The organism is Arthrobacter sp. SRS-W-1-2016 (assembly GCF_002009585.1).
Taxonomy (GTDB): Bacteria; Actinomycetota; Actinomycetes; order Actinomycetales; family Micrococcaceae; genus Arthrobacter; species Arthrobacter bambusae_A.
Map to the genome: position 1 here is coordinate 1 of NZ_MTPV01000073.1, position 15,024 is coordinate 15,024.

The following is a 15,024-nucleotide window of genomic DNA, read 5'->3' on the forward strand; positions in this document are numbered from 1 at the left end:
CCAGCAAGGTCCGCGACGCCTGGCCGCAGCTCATCGTGGAACACGTGGACTCCGTGGGCGTCTCCGAAGAACCCCAGATCGGCGACACCCTCCAGGTCAACGCCTACATCGCCCTCCACGAACTCACGCCCGAGGACGTGTCGGTTGAGGTGGCGTATGGGCGGGCTCAGGACGGAGACGAGCTGGAGGATATTGCCCTGGTCGAGCTGACCGAAACGGAGGACCTCGGCAACGGGCGCCACCTGTTCACCGGGTCCATCCTGATCAACCGCTCCGGATCCTTCGGCTACACCGTCCGGGTCTTCCCGAAGCACCCCTCCCTGGCCTCGAAGGCCGAACTGGGGCTCATCGCGAACGCCTGAAAGTGCGCGCCCCCGCTGCCGTTCGGGCAGCGGGGGCGCGTTTCGTTAAAGCGGTGCCCGCCCAGCGGGAGTCAGCAGCAACCGCAGCTTTCCCGCACCACAAGCTCCACGGGCAGCTCTTGGGCCACGGGCGCGGATCCGGGATTGGCGATCTGGTGGATGAGGATGCTGGCAGCGGCGCGTCCGAGGGCGATCATGGGCTGCCTGACGGTGGTGAGCGTGGGGCGGTTGACGCGGCCGGCCGCCAAGCCATCGAAACCCGTCACGGCAATCCGTCCCGGCACGTCCACTCCGGCCCGTTCCAGGGCATCCAGAAACAGGAGCGCCTCGGCATCGACGGAACAGACGAGGGCGTCAGGAAGTGCGGCCCCTGAGAGCAATCGCTGGATGGTCGCGTCCGCGTCTTCGGCGAGATTGACCCCGGAGTTCAACGTACCGCGCGCGTCCCGCCCCGGCGCGGGCAGCGTTTGGGTGTCCAACCCCGCCCCTGCCATGGCTTGGACGTACCCGGCGAAGCGCTGCTCACGGTCCGGCGAGCCGGACGGGCCGGCAAAGGTGATGGCCCGGTGTCCGTGGTGGTGGATCAAATGGTTCGTGAGGAGCCGCATGCCTGCTGTGTTCTCCACGGAGACCCTGTTCAGCCCTGTCTCTTCCGGCGGTTCGGCCAGCTCCACTACGGGAATCCGTTCGGCGATCCGCCGCAGGACCTCGACCGGAAACGTGTTGGGGAACACCGCCAGCCCGTCCACGCGGCCGGCAATGTCGTTGATGTCCGCCTCGGATCTGCCGCCACCACCCTCGCCCACCATGAGCACGAAGCCACGCCTGCGGCATTCCATTTCAACGCCGCGCTGCACCTCGTCGTGATAAAGCGGGAAGAGGCGAAACTCGTCATTGGCGTCGTCGGAGAACAGATCCCGGGGCAGGAGCGCGTCCGCCTCGCCGTGGACGCGGGCCGCTCCGGCGCCTGCACGGTTGAAGTAGTCGTAGGAGAAAAGGCCGATTGCTCCCGTCTTCCCCCGGGCCAGGCCCCTGGCGCTGGCACTGGGCAGGTATCCGAGTTCGTGTGCGGCGTCCATCACCAGTTTCCTGGTGGATTCTCGCACCCGGTGCGGCCGGGTGAAGGAGAGCGATACCGTCGCAATCGAGACGGCGGCGCGCTCGGCGACGTCGTAGATTGTTGGTTTCCTGGCCATGGCGACTCCTTTTCCGGCCCCCAGTCTAGGGGCATGCCGCTCCGTGGCCGTTCGTGGCGTGCCCGGATCCGGAAGCGGCGAAAAAGTCGAAGCGCTTAAGCGATTGACGCCCTCTGAGGCCCATGAAAGCGTATTTATTGGCTCCAACCCGAGATCAGTGAAAAGACAGGAATTCCGTGGGCATTCAGCAGGAAGCAACGGCAGCACGCCTCAGGGTGGGCGTTGTGGGCATCGGATGGGCCGGTCAACAGCACCTTAAGGCCTACAGCGCCATCGACGGTGTGGAGATCGTCGCTGTCGCCGGGATGGAAGAGGATCTCCTCGCCCAGATGAAGCAGGAATACCACATTCCGCATGCTTTCGCGCGCTGGGAAGACATGATCGGGCTGGAAGGTCTGGATGCCATCAGTGTCGCCGTTCCGACCTTCCTGCACGCTCCGATTTCCATAGCAGCCCTGGAGCGCGGACTGCACGTGCTGAGCGAAAAACCACTGGCACGCAACGGTGAAGAAGGACGCGCCATGGTCGAGACGGCCCGGAAGGCCGGCCGCGTCCTGGATGTTGCGTTCAACCACCGCCGCCGCGGCGACATCCAAAAACTCAAGAGCATCATCGACGACGGCGGACTCGGACGTCCGTACTACGCCAAGGGTTCCTGGCTGCGCCGCGCCGGCATTCCTACCCTGGGCAGCTGGTTCACCAATCCGGAGCTGGCCGGCGGCGGTCCACTGGCTGACATTGGAGTCCACGTGCTGGACTACTCGCTCTACCTATTGGGCGAGCCCAAGGTCCTGTCCGTTTCGGCGCAGACGCACTCGGAACTGGGGCCGCTGGGCCGTGGCGGCAGTGCCCGCTACACAGCAGGTCCCGCGAGCCACAAGTTCGACGTGGAGGACTTCGCCACTGCCTTCATCCGGCTCGAAGGCGGCGGCACCTTGATCCTCGAGGCGGGTTGGGCCAGCTACCGCGAGGTGGACGACCTGCTCGACTTCACGGTCTACGGGACCGACGGCGGTGCCGAACTGCGCGCCGTCGGGGCCCCGCTTCAGCCGGTCGGCAGCCTGAGAATCTTCACGGAGAAGGACGGCGAAAACGCCGACTACGAGCCCGAAGCGATCCCAGGCCTTGCCCACCAGGCCGTCGTCGACGACTTCATCGCCGCGGTCCGCGGTGGGGAGACTGTGTGGGGACTGCACGACGGCTCGCTTGCGCTGAGCCGGGCCCTCATCCTTGATGCCTGTTACAAGTCCGCCGTCGAACAACGCGAAGTGGTGCTCTGATGACCGACAAGAAGCTGAAGATCGTCGTCTGGAACGAAGCCGTCCACGAGGCCCGCAACCAACCGGACACCATGGCGGACATGTACCCGGACGGCATCCACGGTGCCATCGCGGCGGGCTTGCAGGGCTTCTACCCGGATGCCGACATCACGACGGCGACCCTCGCCGATCCCGAACACGGCTTGGCTGAGGAAACTCTTGCGGCCACCGACGTCCTGCTCTGGTGGGGGCACATCGCGCACCACGAGGTGAGCGACGAGGTTGTGGAACGCGTCCAGCGTCACGTCCTCGGCGGGATGGGACTCGTGGTGCTGCACTCAGGGCATTTCGCGAAGATCTTCACCCGGTTGCTGGGCACCACGTGTTCGCTCAAATGGCGAAACGACGGCGAACGCGAACTGGTGTGGACGGTCAAGCCATCGCATCCGATCGCGGCCGGCGTCGAGAGCCCTATCCTGATCCCTAAACAGGAGATGTACGGCGAACTCTTCGACATCCCGGAGCCGGACGACCTGATCTTCATCAGCTCGTTCGAAGGCGGGGAGGTGTTCCGCTCCGGCGTGACGTTCTCCCGCGGCAAGGGGCGGATCTTCTACTTCAGCCCCGGTGACCAGGAGTACCCCGTTTACCACGAGCCGCAGATCCAGAGGGTCATCGCGAACGGCGTGGGCTGGGTGGCGCAGCCCGATCAGTTCCGGGATGCCCCGGCAGTGAGCAACCCGGCCCGGGACTGGTTTCTGGCTACCTGAAATCCCGGGAGTTGGACTTCGCTGCCAGGACCAGGGATTCCAGCTTGTCCGCCACGAGGTTGGTGACTCCTTCCGGCGATCGTTCGAGGAACCCGCGGACGATCAACGCGGATGATTCGCGGGCGACGCGGCGATGCCTCTTCCAGAGGCCAACGCTGCAGATGACGTTGAGGATGCCGCTCTCGTCCTCCAGATTGACGAAGGTGATCCCTTGCGCGGTCTGGGGGCGTTGGCGGTGGGTCACGACGCCGGCCACTTCAACACGGGTGCCGGACTCGACCTGGGAGAGCCGGTCCACCCGCAGCACCCCCCTGGAATCCAGGTTTCCGCGCGCATGGCGCATCGGGTGGTCATCGGTACTGATGCCTGTGGCCCACATGTCGTAGGCAACATTTTCCAGGGGGGAAAGCTCAGGCAGCAGCGGCGGCTGGACGGCGACATGGGTCCCTGGCAACTGTCCTTCCCGCTCGAGCGCGGCATCGCCGGCCTGCCACAGTGCTTCGCGGCGGTTCATCCCCAGCGAATCGAGTGCGCCGGCGGATGCGAGTGCCTCCAGCTGGTCCGCGCTGAGGCTTGCGCGGCGGGACAGATCGGCCATGTCCCGGTAGGCGCCATGTTCCTCGCGCTCGGTGACGATGCGCTTCGCCACCTCGGCGCCGATGGACGTGACGCCGTCGAGCCCCAACCGCACAGCGCGTGAGCCATCCCGCCGGTGCAGGTGGTCTTCGCGTGGTCGATCCCGCTGGAAGAGGCCGATCTCCGGCTGATGGAAGTCCAGGCAGGAATCCATGCCGCCCACCTGTCCCGTTTCAGCTCTTCCAGCCTCGTCGAGCACTTCGAGGGTCGCCTCGGCCAGGGAATGCAGTACATCCGGGCGCAACACCTGGACCCCGTGCCTGCGGGCATCCGCCACGAGGGTTTGCGGAGAGTAGAAGCCCATGGGTTGCGCCCGGAGCAGGGACGCGAGGAATGCGCCGGGATAATGGAGCTTCAGCCACGAGCTTGCGTAGACCAACACCGCGAAGCTCAAGGAATGCGATTCCGCGAAGCCGAAGTTCGCAAACGCCTGGATCTTGCCGTAGATGGCGTCGGCGTCGTCCTTGCTGATCCCGTTGGCCGCCATTCCCGCATAGAGCTTGGCCTCGAGCGACTCGATCTTCTCCCGGCCCCGTTTGGAGCCCATCGCGCGGCGGAGCAGGTCCGCGTCCTCGGCAGTGCAGCCGCCCACGGCCACCGCCATCTGCATGAGCTGCTCCTGGAACAAGGGCACACCCAAGGTCCGCTTGAGCACTGGCTCCAGCAATGGATGGAGATACGTGACTTTTTCCGTGCCTGCGCGGCGCCGGATGTACGGGTGGACGGCGCCTCCTTGGACGGGACCCGGGCGGATCAGCGCGATTTCGACCACCAGATCGTAGAATTCCCTCGGTTTCAGCCGCGGCAGCGTGCTGATCTGGGCCCGTGATTCCACTTGGAAGACCCCGATCGAGTCGGCCCGGCAGAGCATGTCGTAGACGGCCGGTTCTTCCCGCGGGATGGTTTCGATGGTCCAACGCTCCCCGAAATGCTTGTCGATCAAATCAAAGGAGTACTGCAGGGCGGCGAGCATGCCCAAGCCGAGGAGGTCGAACTTGACCAGGCCCATCCATTCGCAATCGTCCTTGTCCCATTGCAGAACTGTCCGGTTTTCCATCCGGGCACGCTCGATGGGTACCACTTCGCCGACAGGCCGTTCGGTGAGGACCATGCCGCCGGAGTGGATGCCCAGGTGCCGGGGGAAGCCCAGTATCTGGTCAGCAAGGTCCAGGACCGGAGCCGGGATGTTGTTGGTTTTGCCGTCGCTGAGATCCCCCCAGTGATCGAGCCGCTTGGACCACGCGTCCTGCTGGCCTTGGCTGTAGCCGAGCGCCTTGGCGATGTCCCTGACGGCGTTCTTCGGCCTGTAACTGATGACATTCGCTACTTGGGCCGCGTTGAATCGTCCGTATTTGCGGTAGACGTACTGGATGACTTCTTCCCGCCGGTCCGAGTCGAAATCGACGTCGATATCCGGTTCTTCCTCGCGGAGGCTGGAGAGGAAACGCTCGAACGGAAGGTTGTAGAAGATACTGTCGACGGCGGTGATCCCCAGCGCGTAGCAGACGGCCGAGTTGGCCGCGGAACCCCGGCCTTGGCAGAGGATGCCGCGGGAACGCGCAAACTGCACGATGTCGTGCACAATCAGGAAATAGCCGGGGAAGTTCTTCGCCTCGATGACTGCGAGTTCCTGTTCGATCCGGCTATGGACCCGTTCGTCGGCGTCCGGATATTTGTCCTTGATGCCTTCTTCGACAAGTTGCCGCAGCCAGGTGATGAGGCTGTGCCCGGCAGGGACATCAAGCTTGGGGAGCTTCGGGCGGGCTGCCCTTAACTGGAACGCAAGCTCGTCAGCGATTTCGACGGTCCGTTCGACCGCGCCGGGATAGCGGGCGAACCGTGCTGCCATCTCGGAACCGCTCCGCACATGGGCGCCGCTGCTTGCGGGCAGCCAACCGTCCAGCTCCTCCAGGCTGCGGCGTGCCCGGACAGCCGCCATGGCAGTTGCCAGCGGAAATCCCTCCGGGGACGCATAGTGCACGGCGTTGCTGGCGATGAAAGGCAGGCCTGCGCGCTCGGCAATCCGGACGAGGGCGTCGTTGTGGCTGCTGTCGAGGGGATTCCCGTGATCAAAGAGCTCCACCACCACGTTTTCCCGCCCGAATCTCTCGATCAACGCGTCCACCTCAAAGGCGGCTGCTTGCTCGCCGTCGCGCATAAGGGCCCTCCGGACTGAGCCTTTGCGGCATCCGGTGAGCACCACGCAGTGGTCCTTCAGGGAATGCGCCAGCGCATCGAGGTCATAGATGGGGTGGCCTTTCTCGGCATCGGCGGCCAGATGCGCGGCGGTCATCGCCCCTGCCAAGCGGTGGTAGCCCTCTTCCTGGCGTGCGAGGACGAGCAAATGGTCGCCTTCGGGGTCGGCTTCGCCTTGTTGGGGTTTGCTGAGCCCGAGCGACAGCTCAGCGCCGAACACGGTTTTCAGCTCGTAGGCTTCGGCGGCCTCCGCCATTCGCACGATCCCGTAGAAGCCGTCGTGGTCGGTCAGTGCGAGGGCATGGAGGCCAAGCCGGACTGCCTCCTCAACCAGTTTCTCGGGTGACGAGGCGCCGTCCAGGAAGCTGTAGTGGGAATGCGCGTGCAGTTCGGCATAGGGCACGACGCCGGCACCCGCCTTGGACACAACCCTTGCGGGATCGAGGGGGACCGGACGGTAAGGCCCGCGTTTCCTCGACCAGGCGGGGCTGTCGCCGCCGTCTCCTTTGGCCTTGCCGATCTCCGGCACGCGCCGGTCTGAGAGCGTGCGTTCGAACTCCGACCATGGGATCGACGGGTTGTTCCAAGCCATCTTTGTCTTCCTGCCTAAAGTTCAGTGTCTGGTGTTCAGTCGTAGCGGGCCTCTGCCCACCAGTTCTGCTCGTCCAGGAGAAGGAGCCACGCCTCTCCGTTTCCGTCCACAAGCTGGAACCGGTCCGCTTCGAGGCGGTGGTCGGCGTCCCACCATCTCTGCCGCAGCGGCCAGGGGCCGGCCCACTGAGCTACCAGCCGGCGTCGTGCAGGGTCTCCTCCGGGACAGAACCACATGGGCGGGGCAAGCAATCCGCCACGGTGGTCTGTACGGACTTTTTCCTTGTTCGCATCAAGAAGCAGGACAGGGATGAGGGAAGCGAACACCGTGGCGGGCTGCGGGTCTGGAATCCTGCCGGGCCACGGTCTGGTGGCCAGGGCGGCCGCTCCCGTGGGCAAGGCGTCTCCCCAAGGAACCAGGCGGCGCCGTTCGGCCAGCAGCCGGCCTCCGGAAATCGCGGGCACTACGACGGCTTCATGTCCCAGCATGCTTTGGATCCGGCTGAGTCCATGATGAATCTGCTCCTCGGCTCCGTCTCCGAAGAGCGCCCGCCCATGATGGGCGATGGAATCCACCCGGACGGGGACGAACTCGACCCGCGCGACCGGTGACGACAGCCCGCCGCGGGCCATGCCGGCGTCGTGCGTTCCGCCGTCGGCTGTTTTATCGCTGGCCTGGGCAGGGGGCTGCGACTGAAGCTGCCAACGCACCCTGTCCACGACGTCGCTGGCCGTGAAGTGGCGGGGGTGGCCCCACGTCCGCTCGGAGCGGCTCCCGGCTTCGTCAGTGATGAGGATCCTCAGCTCCGTGCAGACCAGGCCTTCCGTCTGCACCCCGGCTACAAAGGCGTCTGCCGTGGCGCGGAGCTGGAAGGCGAGTTGGTCAACCCGGTCCAGGCCGGGTTCGAAGTCCGCCCGTTGATCCAGTTTCCGCGGGGGAGTCCGGGGGACCACCTTGCGGGGATCCTGGCCGCTTGCCAGGGCGTGTGCAGTGATTCCGGCAGCCCCGAAACGGGCCCGGACATCTGCAGCAGGAAGTGTGGCGAAATTCCCCAAAGTGAAGACGCCAAGGCGTTTGAGCAAGGAAGCCAGCTTCGGCTGGCCAAGCACCTCCACCGGGAAGGGGGCCAGGAAATCCCGGGAAGAACCCGGCGGGAGCACAAGAACGGCAGAGAGTTCGCTGGTGCTCCGGGCTGCTTGCTCGGCGGCAAACACGGAATCGGCGATCCCCACCCTTGCCTCCACGCCGAGGCGGTCCGCCGATTCAAGCACGGCACCCGCGGCCGCTTCTTCTCCGCCGTAATACCGGGCAGCACCCTTGGCCCGGATAGCGCAGAGGCCGGGGCGAAGCACTTCCACTCCAGGAGTCCGTTCCTCAAGGGAGGAGACCACAGGCTCGAATTCCCTCGCATCCCGCGCCGGATCAACGGCACACACCACCAGCTCAGGGCAGCGGGTCTGCGCTTCCCTGAGCCGCAAGCCCCGGACCACTCCTTCTGCCCGGGCTTCCGCGGAGCAAGCAGCTATGACACCTTTGCCTATGACTGCCACGGGTACATCAGGTGGCAGGGCATCTGCCAAACGGGCGGCGACAAGGGGCCAATCCGGGAACCATGTCACCAAGGCGCGCACCGGGGTTTCGAGCTGAAACAGCATCAGGCTCCCATCCGATGGCGGGACAGATCCACCGGAGCGCTGTCCGTCAGATCCACGGAGGCCCTGCGGGAACTACCCCGCAGGGCGACCTCGAGCTCGACCTCCTGCTTGGAGAGATGTCCATGGCCCTGCCCGAGCCCTGCCCACTCATATCCATTCACTTGCAGGACGGCTTCACTCTGCGGCCATGGTCCCAGGACAAGAAGGACGGCACTCCGCTCCCGGAGCCTTGCTCCCAAGCGGGCAGCCTCGGCGGGTGCGACTCTTTCCGGGGCATGCGCAAGCACCACCGAGAGCACGTCCGCCATGGCGGCGATCACCTGCGCCCAATTGGTCCCGGGATCAGGCACCAGTACCAGCCGGTCGAGCGCAATGCCGAAACCCGCCGCCGCCTCGACTCCGAAGTCCGGCAGTCCGGCTACCCCGCACCATGAGCCATTGCGTGACGGCCCGGCTAACAAGGCCATGGCCAGCGACATGGATCCCTGTATGGAGTAGGCCGCACCCGGGCGCAACCCGCCCGGGAGGAGCCTGCTGAGTGAGGGGAGCACTGGCAGTGAGCGTTCGCTTCCTCGCTTGCCCTGCATGAGGTGGATCTGCGCCTGCAAGTCATCGCGCAGCGAAGCCGGCGATGCGGAAGACAGGCGAGGAGACATACTTCAATTTTCGAACATATATTCGAATGAGTCAATCGGGAACGGATCCCCCTCCAAGGGTTGGCCCCCTCAACGATCTACCGTTCTTGACGCGGATTCCCTGTTTCCGGGCGCGTGGTTCGGGGTCGCCGCGACAACGTCCGGGGCGAAACTGGTCAGTTGTCGAGGGCAGGGTGCATGGAGGAACTTTCGGGTGGGAGCGAGGCCTAGCGGCTCGTTATCGCGGCATGGAGAGCTGCGGCGTTTTCGGCGAGCCATGCCTGGCGGCGAAGAATCTTGTCCCCGACGCCTTCGTCCCACATCCGTTTCCAGCCGCCGCCCTTGGTGAGCGCCCGGTGCCTCATCAGATGCCAGGAGCGGTCCGCGGCGTTCCGGGCCACGTGGACTACCTTGGCGCGGTCAGCAGGACCCAGGCCATAGGCGTCCACCAGCACGGCGGCACGGGAGGCGGCGTCGACCCCGCGCATGACGGGATCTCGGTCGGTGACGGGCATCCAGGCGCCCCACCAGAGGAGCAAGTTCGCGACTTCTTCAGCCCGGGTCGCGGGGCGCAGCAAATCGAAGTCGATCAGGGCGACGGCGGTGCCGTCCCGGAAAACGACATTCTCCGGGGTGATGTCCATGTGGGCGAGGAATGTTGCCGGTCCCGCGATCGAGCCGGGGCACCCAAGGGGATCAGCGCCGTCGTGCGGGTACGCCCAGTCCGGTACCCCAAGCGGCTGCACGGCGTCATCGTAGGCCCGCACCAAGCGCGCGACGCTGATGGCGCTCGATTCGTCGGCGACCCGGCGTGGCCAAGGGCGGCCGGCGGCGTCGCCGGGAACGAAACTCAGGGTGTCCCTGCCGCTTTCGTCGATGCCGAGGAAGCGCGGCGCCCCCTGGAAGCCGGCCGATTGGAGGAAATCCAGGACGCGGCGGACCCGCGGAGAAGCGTCGCTCACAGGGCGCCGCACTGTATCGCCCACCCGGACGAGCCCCTCCGTCACGTCCCCGCCAAGGAGCGGAACGGCAGGTTCCGGCTGGCCACACTCGACGTAGGGACGGGCATCGGTATCCATCGTCCGATGCTGCCACGGCCCGGTCGATGGCGCCAGCCGGTGCGGTCCGGGCAGGGGCGCCTGCTCCAAGCGGTAATGTCATCAGCGATGGAAGATCTGGGCGGCACCGTACTGACAGCGGCTGGAGCCTTTGCCGCGACAAACCTCGACGACCTCCTGGTCTTGTCCGTTCTTTTCTTGTCGGCCAGGACCCGGACGCTGCCAAGACTCTGGAGAATCTGGGTAGGCCAGTACATCGGCATCGGAATACTGACCGTGGTGGCGGCCGCGGCGGCATTGGCGCTCACTCCGGTCCCGGTTGAGTGGGTGGGGTTCCTCGGGCTGGTACCGCTTGCTTTGGGGTGCTACGCCTTGCTCAAGGTCGCCCGCCCGTCCGGACATCCACCGAAGCCGCGCTCGCTGAACGTGCCCGTGGTTGTCGCGGTGACAGTAGCCAACGGTGGAGACAACATCTCGGTATACATTCCGCTTTTCCGCTCGCTGGGGCCGGCGGCTTCGGCGACGACGGGGCTCACCTTCGCGGTGATGGTGGCGGTGTGGTGCGCAGCGGGCTTCTGGCTGACCGCGCACCCGAAGGTGGGTGAGCTCTGCCGCCGGGCTGGAAACCGGGTTATTCCCGTGGTGTACATCGCCCTCGGGATCACCATCATTGTCCGCTCCGGAGTCATCGCCCTGCTGGTGCAGCCTTGATCTGCACGTAGCGTGATCTGCACGTAGCGTGCAGGTTTCTCCCATTCGGAAGTGATATGACTGCGGGTGGGTTTCAACCGGAAGCGCGCAGGAGGATTGGCAGGGTATGTTCCGAGGTTGGTTTGTTGTAGGCGCTCTGGTGGTGCTCTTCGGGGCAGCGGCTGTGTTGGGGTTCGGAGCCATCTTCCGGGCCAAGAGTGTGGCGGCACGGATTGACGCGGCCGCGGCGGGACTATTGGCCGCAACCATGGCGGCGGTAGGGCTCGGATGGGCCCAGCTAGGTGTCGTCCCCTTGGGAGCAGCGATTGGCCTTGTCTTCCTCCTTTTCGTCATCAGAATCGTGTACAGGAGCTCGGGTCCCGGCGAGGCAGGGCGATGGTCCGCCATCTACAGTGCCCTGGTGGCGGCGCTTTCGGGCTGGGTGCTGCTTTCCGCGTCGAGCGGAGCCGGATCGGTGTCGGATCATCCAGGCCACCAACTGGGCATCATCCTTGCCGACATCATGGGCGCCCTGCTCATGATTTTCGCCGCCACCGGGTGGGTGCTGGGCACCTTCGCGATGCCGGCCGAGAGCAAATCGCACGCCGTTCCCCGGTGGAAGGGCCTGCGTGAGGCGCTGATGGCTGCCGGACTTGCCGTCGCGTTGTTCGCGATATCCTAGCTCGATCCACCCAGCCCCGCACCGCCCTGAACCACCGGGTGGTGGCTTTAGAATGGAGCCATGATCGATATTTCGGTCGAGAAGATTGCCCTTCTCCTGATCATTGCCGTGTTGGTCCTTGGGCCGACCAAGCTTCCAGAGTATGCAAGGAAGCTTGGGCGGCTCATCCGCGAACTGCGGCGCATGGCCTCCGGCGCGCAGGAAAAGCTCCGGCAGGAGCTCGGCCCGGAATTCGAGGACATCGATTGGCGGAAAATGGATCCACGCCAATACGATCCTCGCCGCATTATCCGTGAAGCCCTCCTCGAGGACGAACCGCTGCCTGAGCCTTCCGTCCCAGCCCAAATGCAGCATCCTGTACAGCCTCCCGCCCGCCCGGTTATGCGGCTGGCGGCCGGGCAGAAGGCCCCTTTCGACGACGAGTCCACCTGATCCGTCAGTCGAGGCGCGGTGTGCGCGGGGGAGCGGTACGACGCTCGCCTGTCGCTTCGAAGGACGCAGCCAAGGCGAGCAGTGCGGTGTCGTCATAGGCGCGCCCGGCGAACGTGAGCCCGACGGGCATGCCGATATCGCTCATGGTTCCCATCGGCACTGTGACGGTCGGGATTCCCAGATGCCGCGGAACGAGGTTGCCGTTGGCCACCCAGACGCCGTTGCGCCAGCCGAGATCGGCTGAGGATTCGTTGATGTCCATGTCCGCCGGTCCGACGTCGGCGGCGGCGGGGAAGATGACGGCGTCCAGCTTGAGACCGTCCATCCATTCCTCGAGGTCCACCCGCCGGGTCTCTTCGAGTCCGCGCAGGCCTTCTTCGAGGAACGGGATGTCGGTGACGGACGCGACCCGACGCGCGCGGATGTGCGCGGGATAGTCGGCGATGTCGTCATCGAAACCGTCATAGCGGTCCGGAAGCGCCCCTTCCGGGTGCGGGAAGATCGCCCCGCCGTCGACGTTGGCCAGGCTGTTGAGCGCCGGGTCGCCGTTTGCCGAGAGGAAATCGTCCCAGGCCCACGCCGAGAGATCGACTATTTCCCGCCGGAGGAACTCCGGGCTCACCAGTCCGCGGGTGGCTATGGTGGGTGCGCCCGGGCGGTCGCCTTCGTAGTTGGAGACCACAGGGAAGTCCACCAACACCACCTCGGCACCGGCGGCTTCGAGGTCGCGCCGGGCAGCCTCCCATAGGTCCATCACCGAATCGCGCGTCCGGATTCGTTGGCCCGTGGGTCCGCCGATGCCCGGAGTTTCGCTGGTACCGGCCTCGAAGTCTACGTTGATGTACATGCGCGGCACTCCGAGGCGTTTCCCCTTCAACGGCGAGCGGGCGCCGTCGAGGTCGGATGGTGCCAGCGCCGGATAGGAAGCCGGACGGACCCTTGACGCGGCCGGGACCTCCACCCACGGCTGCGCACGCCAGAAGTCGCCGCGGGTTTCGGCGTCGTCGGCAACGATGACATCGAGCAGTTCCAAGAGGTCCGCCATGGAGCGCGTGTGGGGGACCACCACATCCATGGTGGGGACCAGCGGCCAGTTGCCACGCACTGAAATGACTCCGCGCGAGGGGGTGTAGGCGCACAAGGCATTGTTCGACGCCGGTGCGCGGCCACTTGACCAGGTCTCCTCGCCCAGGCCGAAGGCTCCGAAGCTCGCGGCGGTCGCGGTTCCCGAGCCGTTCGAGGATCCGGATCCGAAGGCCGCGGTGAGGAAATCGCCGTTGTAGGGGCTCTCGGCGCGTCCATAGACGCCGCGCTGCATGCCGCCGTTGGCCATGGGTGGCATGTTGGTCAGGCCGATCAGCACAGCGCCTGCCGCGCGGAGGCGTTCGATGGTGAAGGCATCGCGTTGGGCGATGAGGTTTTCGAAGGCGGGGGAGCCCGCGGCGGCCGTGAGCCCTTTGGCCAGGTAGCTGTCCTTGGCAGTGTAGGGAATGCCGTCGAGGGGCCCGAGGACGCTGCCGTTTGCCCTGCGTTCGTCGGAGGCCCGGGCATCGGCGAGCGCTTCAGGGTTCATCACAACCAGGGCGTTCAATCTGATGCCGTTGCGGTCGTAGGCGTCGATGCGGTCCAGATACGCCTGGGTGAGTTCCTCGCTGGTTACCTCGCCTGTCTCCAGCGCTGCACGCAACTGCGCAATGGAGGCCTCGACGACGTCGAAGCGGCTCATCGTGCAGCCGGCCTGGTGAGCGTGGGCTGCTGTTGCGTGATGCAGTGGATTCCTCCGCCCCTGGCAAGGATTGGCCGGGCGTCCACGGTGACGACGCGGCGGCCCGGATACGCCTCGGCCAGGATGTCCGCGGCCAAGGCGTCGGCCCGTTCTTCGCCGTAGCCGCACGCAATCACGCCGCCATTGACCACGAGATGGTTGACGTAGCTCCAATCGACGAAGCCTTCGTCATCGCGCAGGGTCTCGGGTGCGGGAAGCAAGGTGATCTCGAACGGCTTGCCTGTGGCGTCCTGTTGGGTTTCGAAGAACCGTTGGAGGGTGCGGCTGACCTCGAAGTCGGGGTGACCTGGATTGGTCTGCGAGTGCAGCAGGACCCGGCCTGGCGAAGGAAGTGTCGCCACCATGTCGATGTGGCCGCGCGTACCGAGGTCTTCGTAGTCACGAGTGAGTCCCCGCGGCACCCAGACGGTGTGGGTAGTGCCCAGCGTGCGTGACAGTTCGGCTTCGACGCGCGCCTTGTCTGCGGAGGGGTTCCGGCGTGGATCCAGTTGGACGGTTTCGGTGACGAGCACGGTTCCTTCACCGTCGACGTGGATGGCGCCGCCTTCGTTGACCAGCAAGGAAGTAACCAGTTCCGCGCCGGACGCTTCGGCGACAAACCGGGCCATGCCCGCGCTCTTCTGCCATTCGGACCAGGCCGGTGCGCCCCAGCCGTTGAAGATCCAGTCGACTGCGCCCAGCACGCCGGGACGCTCGTCGTCGACGACGAAGGTGGGTCCGACGTCGCGCATCCAGAATTCGTCGAGGGGCGCCTCAAGCTGTTCGATCCCGGCGCCGAGCATCCGGCTGGCCCTGTCCCGTTCGCTGGGGTCGACCACCATGGTGACGGGCTCGAACTCGGACACCGCGTGCGCGACGGCGGTCCATGCCGCATACGCTTCTTCCGCCGACGCGGCGTCGTCGCCCAAGGTCAGACCAGTGCGGGGGAACGCCATCCAGATGCGCTCATGGGGTGCGGTTTCGGCCGGCATTCTCCAAGCCATGGAAGCCTCCTCTGTGTTGGTGAGGTGAAAGTGTTGGTGAGGCGAAAATTATTATTGATCGTATGATCAATAACTGGAAAGCTACTTTAGAC

12 protein-coding genes and 1 pseudogene are annotated in these 15,024 nt (G+C 65.5%); 6 read left to right on the top strand and 7 right to left on the bottom strand.

Annotated features, from left to right (window positions below; translation table 11 throughout):
- Nucleotides 1–362 (top strand): annotated as a pseudogene (locus BMF89_RS19515) (DUF3417 domain-containing protein); the annotation flags it as partial.
- A 71-nt stretch (nt 363–433) separates the two neighbouring features.
- On the opposite strand, the gene BMF89_RS19520 reads toward BMF89_RS19515, so the two are convergent.
- Nucleotides 434–1,558, bottom strand: coding sequence for a LacI family DNA-binding transcriptional regulator (locus BMF89_RS19520; RefSeq protein ID WP_078108704.1), 1,125 nt, complete (start codon nt 1,556–1,558; stop codon nt 434–436).
- Between the two features lie 176 nt (nt 1,559–1,734).
- Between BMF89_RS19520 and BMF89_RS19525 the strand changes: the two genes are divergently transcribed.
- Complete coding sequence (locus BMF89_RS19525; protein ID WP_078108705.1) at nt 1,735–2,838, top strand: Gfo/Idh/MocA family oxidoreductase; 1,104 nt, start codon at nt 1,735–1,737, stop codon at nt 2,836–2,838.
- Nucleotides 2,838–3,587, top strand: coding sequence for a ThuA domain-containing protein (locus tag BMF89_RS19530; protein WP_078108706.1), 750 nt, complete (start codon nt 2,838–2,840; stop codon nt 3,585–3,587). Before BMF89_RS19525 ends, BMF89_RS19530 begins: the two co-directional genes overlap by 1 nt.
- Here BMF89_RS19530 and BMF89_RS19535 read toward each other — a convergent pair.
- From BMF89_RS19535 to BMF89_RS19550, 4 genes are all read right to left on the bottom strand, one after another.
- Nucleotides 3,580–7,011, bottom strand: a complete 3,432-nt coding sequence (locus BMF89_RS19535) for an error-prone DNA polymerase (RefSeq protein ID WP_078108707.1) — start codon at nt 7,009–7,011, stop codon at nt 3,580–3,582. The two genes, BMF89_RS19530 and BMF89_RS19535, sit on opposite strands and share 8 nt — an antisense overlap.
- A gap of 35 nt (nt 7,012–7,046) precedes the next feature.
- Nucleotides 7,047–8,666: a DNA polymerase Y family protein gene (locus tag BMF89_RS19540; protein WP_078108708.1), complete on the bottom strand. Its 1,620-nt coding sequence runs from the start codon at nt 8,664–8,666 to the stop codon at nt 7,047–7,049.
- On the bottom strand, nt 8,666–9,322 hold the full coding sequence (locus BMF89_RS19545; protein WP_078108709.1) for a hypothetical protein: 657 nt from the start codon (nt 9,320–9,322) through the stop codon (nt 8,666–8,668). The genes BMF89_RS19540 and BMF89_RS19545 overlap by 1 nt, the downstream gene beginning before the upstream one ends.
- Before the next feature lie 206 nt (nt 9,323–9,528).
- Nucleotides 9,529–10,380, bottom strand: a complete 852-nt coding sequence (locus BMF89_RS19550; protein WP_078108710.1) for a phosphotransferase — start codon at nt 10,378–10,380, stop codon at nt 9,529–9,531.
- 75 nt (nt 10,381–10,455) lie between these two features.
- On the opposite strand from BMF89_RS19550, the gene BMF89_RS19555 reads away from it, so the two are divergent.
- The 3 genes from BMF89_RS19555 (at nt 10,456) to BMF89_RS19565 (ending at nt 12,163) form a co-directional block, all read left to right on the top strand.
- Nucleotides 10,456–11,070 (top strand): cadmium resistance transporter, encoded by a 615-nt coding sequence (locus tag BMF89_RS19555; protein ID WP_216353855.1) that lies wholly within the window; start codon nt 10,456–10,458, stop codon nt 11,068–11,070.
- A 139-nt stretch (nt 11,071–11,209) separates the two neighbouring features.
- The gene (locus BMF89_RS19560) at nt 11,210–11,731 is read left to right on the top strand and encodes a hypothetical protein (protein ID WP_139359750.1); all 522 of its coding nucleotides are present in this window, start codon (nt 11,210–11,212) and stop codon (nt 11,729–11,731) included.
- A 60-nt stretch (nt 11,732–11,791) separates the two neighbouring features.
- The gene (locus BMF89_RS19565; RefSeq protein WP_078108713.1) at nt 11,792–12,163 is read left to right on the top strand and encodes a sec-independent translocase; all 372 of its coding nucleotides are present in this window, start codon (nt 11,792–11,794) and stop codon (nt 12,161–12,163) included.
- Nucleotides 12,164–12,167: 4 nt separating this feature from the next.
- Here BMF89_RS19565 and BMF89_RS19570 read toward each other — a convergent pair whose 3' ends face one another.
- The gene (locus tag BMF89_RS19570; RefSeq protein ID WP_078108714.1) at nt 12,168–13,889 is read right to left on the bottom strand and encodes an amidase; all 1,722 of its coding nucleotides are present in this window, start codon (nt 13,887–13,889) and stop codon (nt 12,168–12,170) included.
- Nucleotides 13,886–14,932: an agmatine/peptidylarginine deiminase gene (locus BMF89_RS19575; protein WP_078108715.1), complete on the bottom strand. Its 1,047-nt coding sequence runs from the start codon at nt 14,930–14,932 to the stop codon at nt 13,886–13,888. The genes BMF89_RS19570 and BMF89_RS19575 overlap by 4 nt, the downstream gene beginning before the upstream one ends.
- Nucleotides 14,933–15,024: the final 92 nt, after the last annotated feature.

Bases quoted from the DNA above. Each gene is read 5' to 3' on its own strand.
- BMF89_RS19575 (WP_078108715.1), bottom strand. From the start codon at position 14,932: ATGGCTTGGAGAATGCCGGCCGAAACCGCACCCCATGAGCGCATCTGG.
- BMF89_RS19520 (WP_078108704.1), bottom strand. From the start codon at position 1,558: ATGGCCAGGAAACCAACAATCTACGACGTCGCCGAGCGCGCCGCCGTC.
- BMF89_RS19540 (WP_078108708.1), bottom strand. From the start codon at position 8,666: ATGCTGTTTCAGCTCGAAACCCCGGTGCGCGCCTTGGTGACATGGTTC.
- BMF89_RS19545 (WP_078108709.1), bottom strand. From the start codon at position 9,322: ATGTCTCCTCGCCTGTCTTCCGCATCGCCGGCTTCGCTGCGCGATGAC.
- BMF89_RS19570 (WP_078108714.1), bottom strand. From the start codon at position 13,889: ATGAGCCGCTTCGACGTCGTCGAGGCCTCCATTGCGCAGTTGCGTGCA.
- BMF89_RS19565 (WP_078108713.1), top strand. From the start codon at position 11,792: ATGATCGATATTTCGGTCGAGAAGATTGCCCTTCTCCTGATCATTGCC.
- BMF89_RS19535 (WP_078108707.1), bottom strand. From the start codon at position 7,011: ATGGCTTGGAACAACCCGTCGATCCCATGGTCGGAGTTCGAACGCACG.
- BMF89_RS19530 (WP_078108706.1), top strand. From the start codon at position 2,838: ATGACCGACAAGAAGCTGAAGATCGTCGTCTGGAACGAAGCCGTCCAC.
- BMF89_RS19555 (WP_216353855.1), top strand. From the start codon at position 10,456: ATGTCATCAGCGATGGAAGATCTGGGCGGCACCGTACTGACAGCGGCT.
- BMF89_RS19550 (WP_078108710.1), bottom strand. From the start codon at position 10,380: ATGGATACCGATGCCCGTCCCTACGTCGAGTGTGGCCAGCCGGAACCT.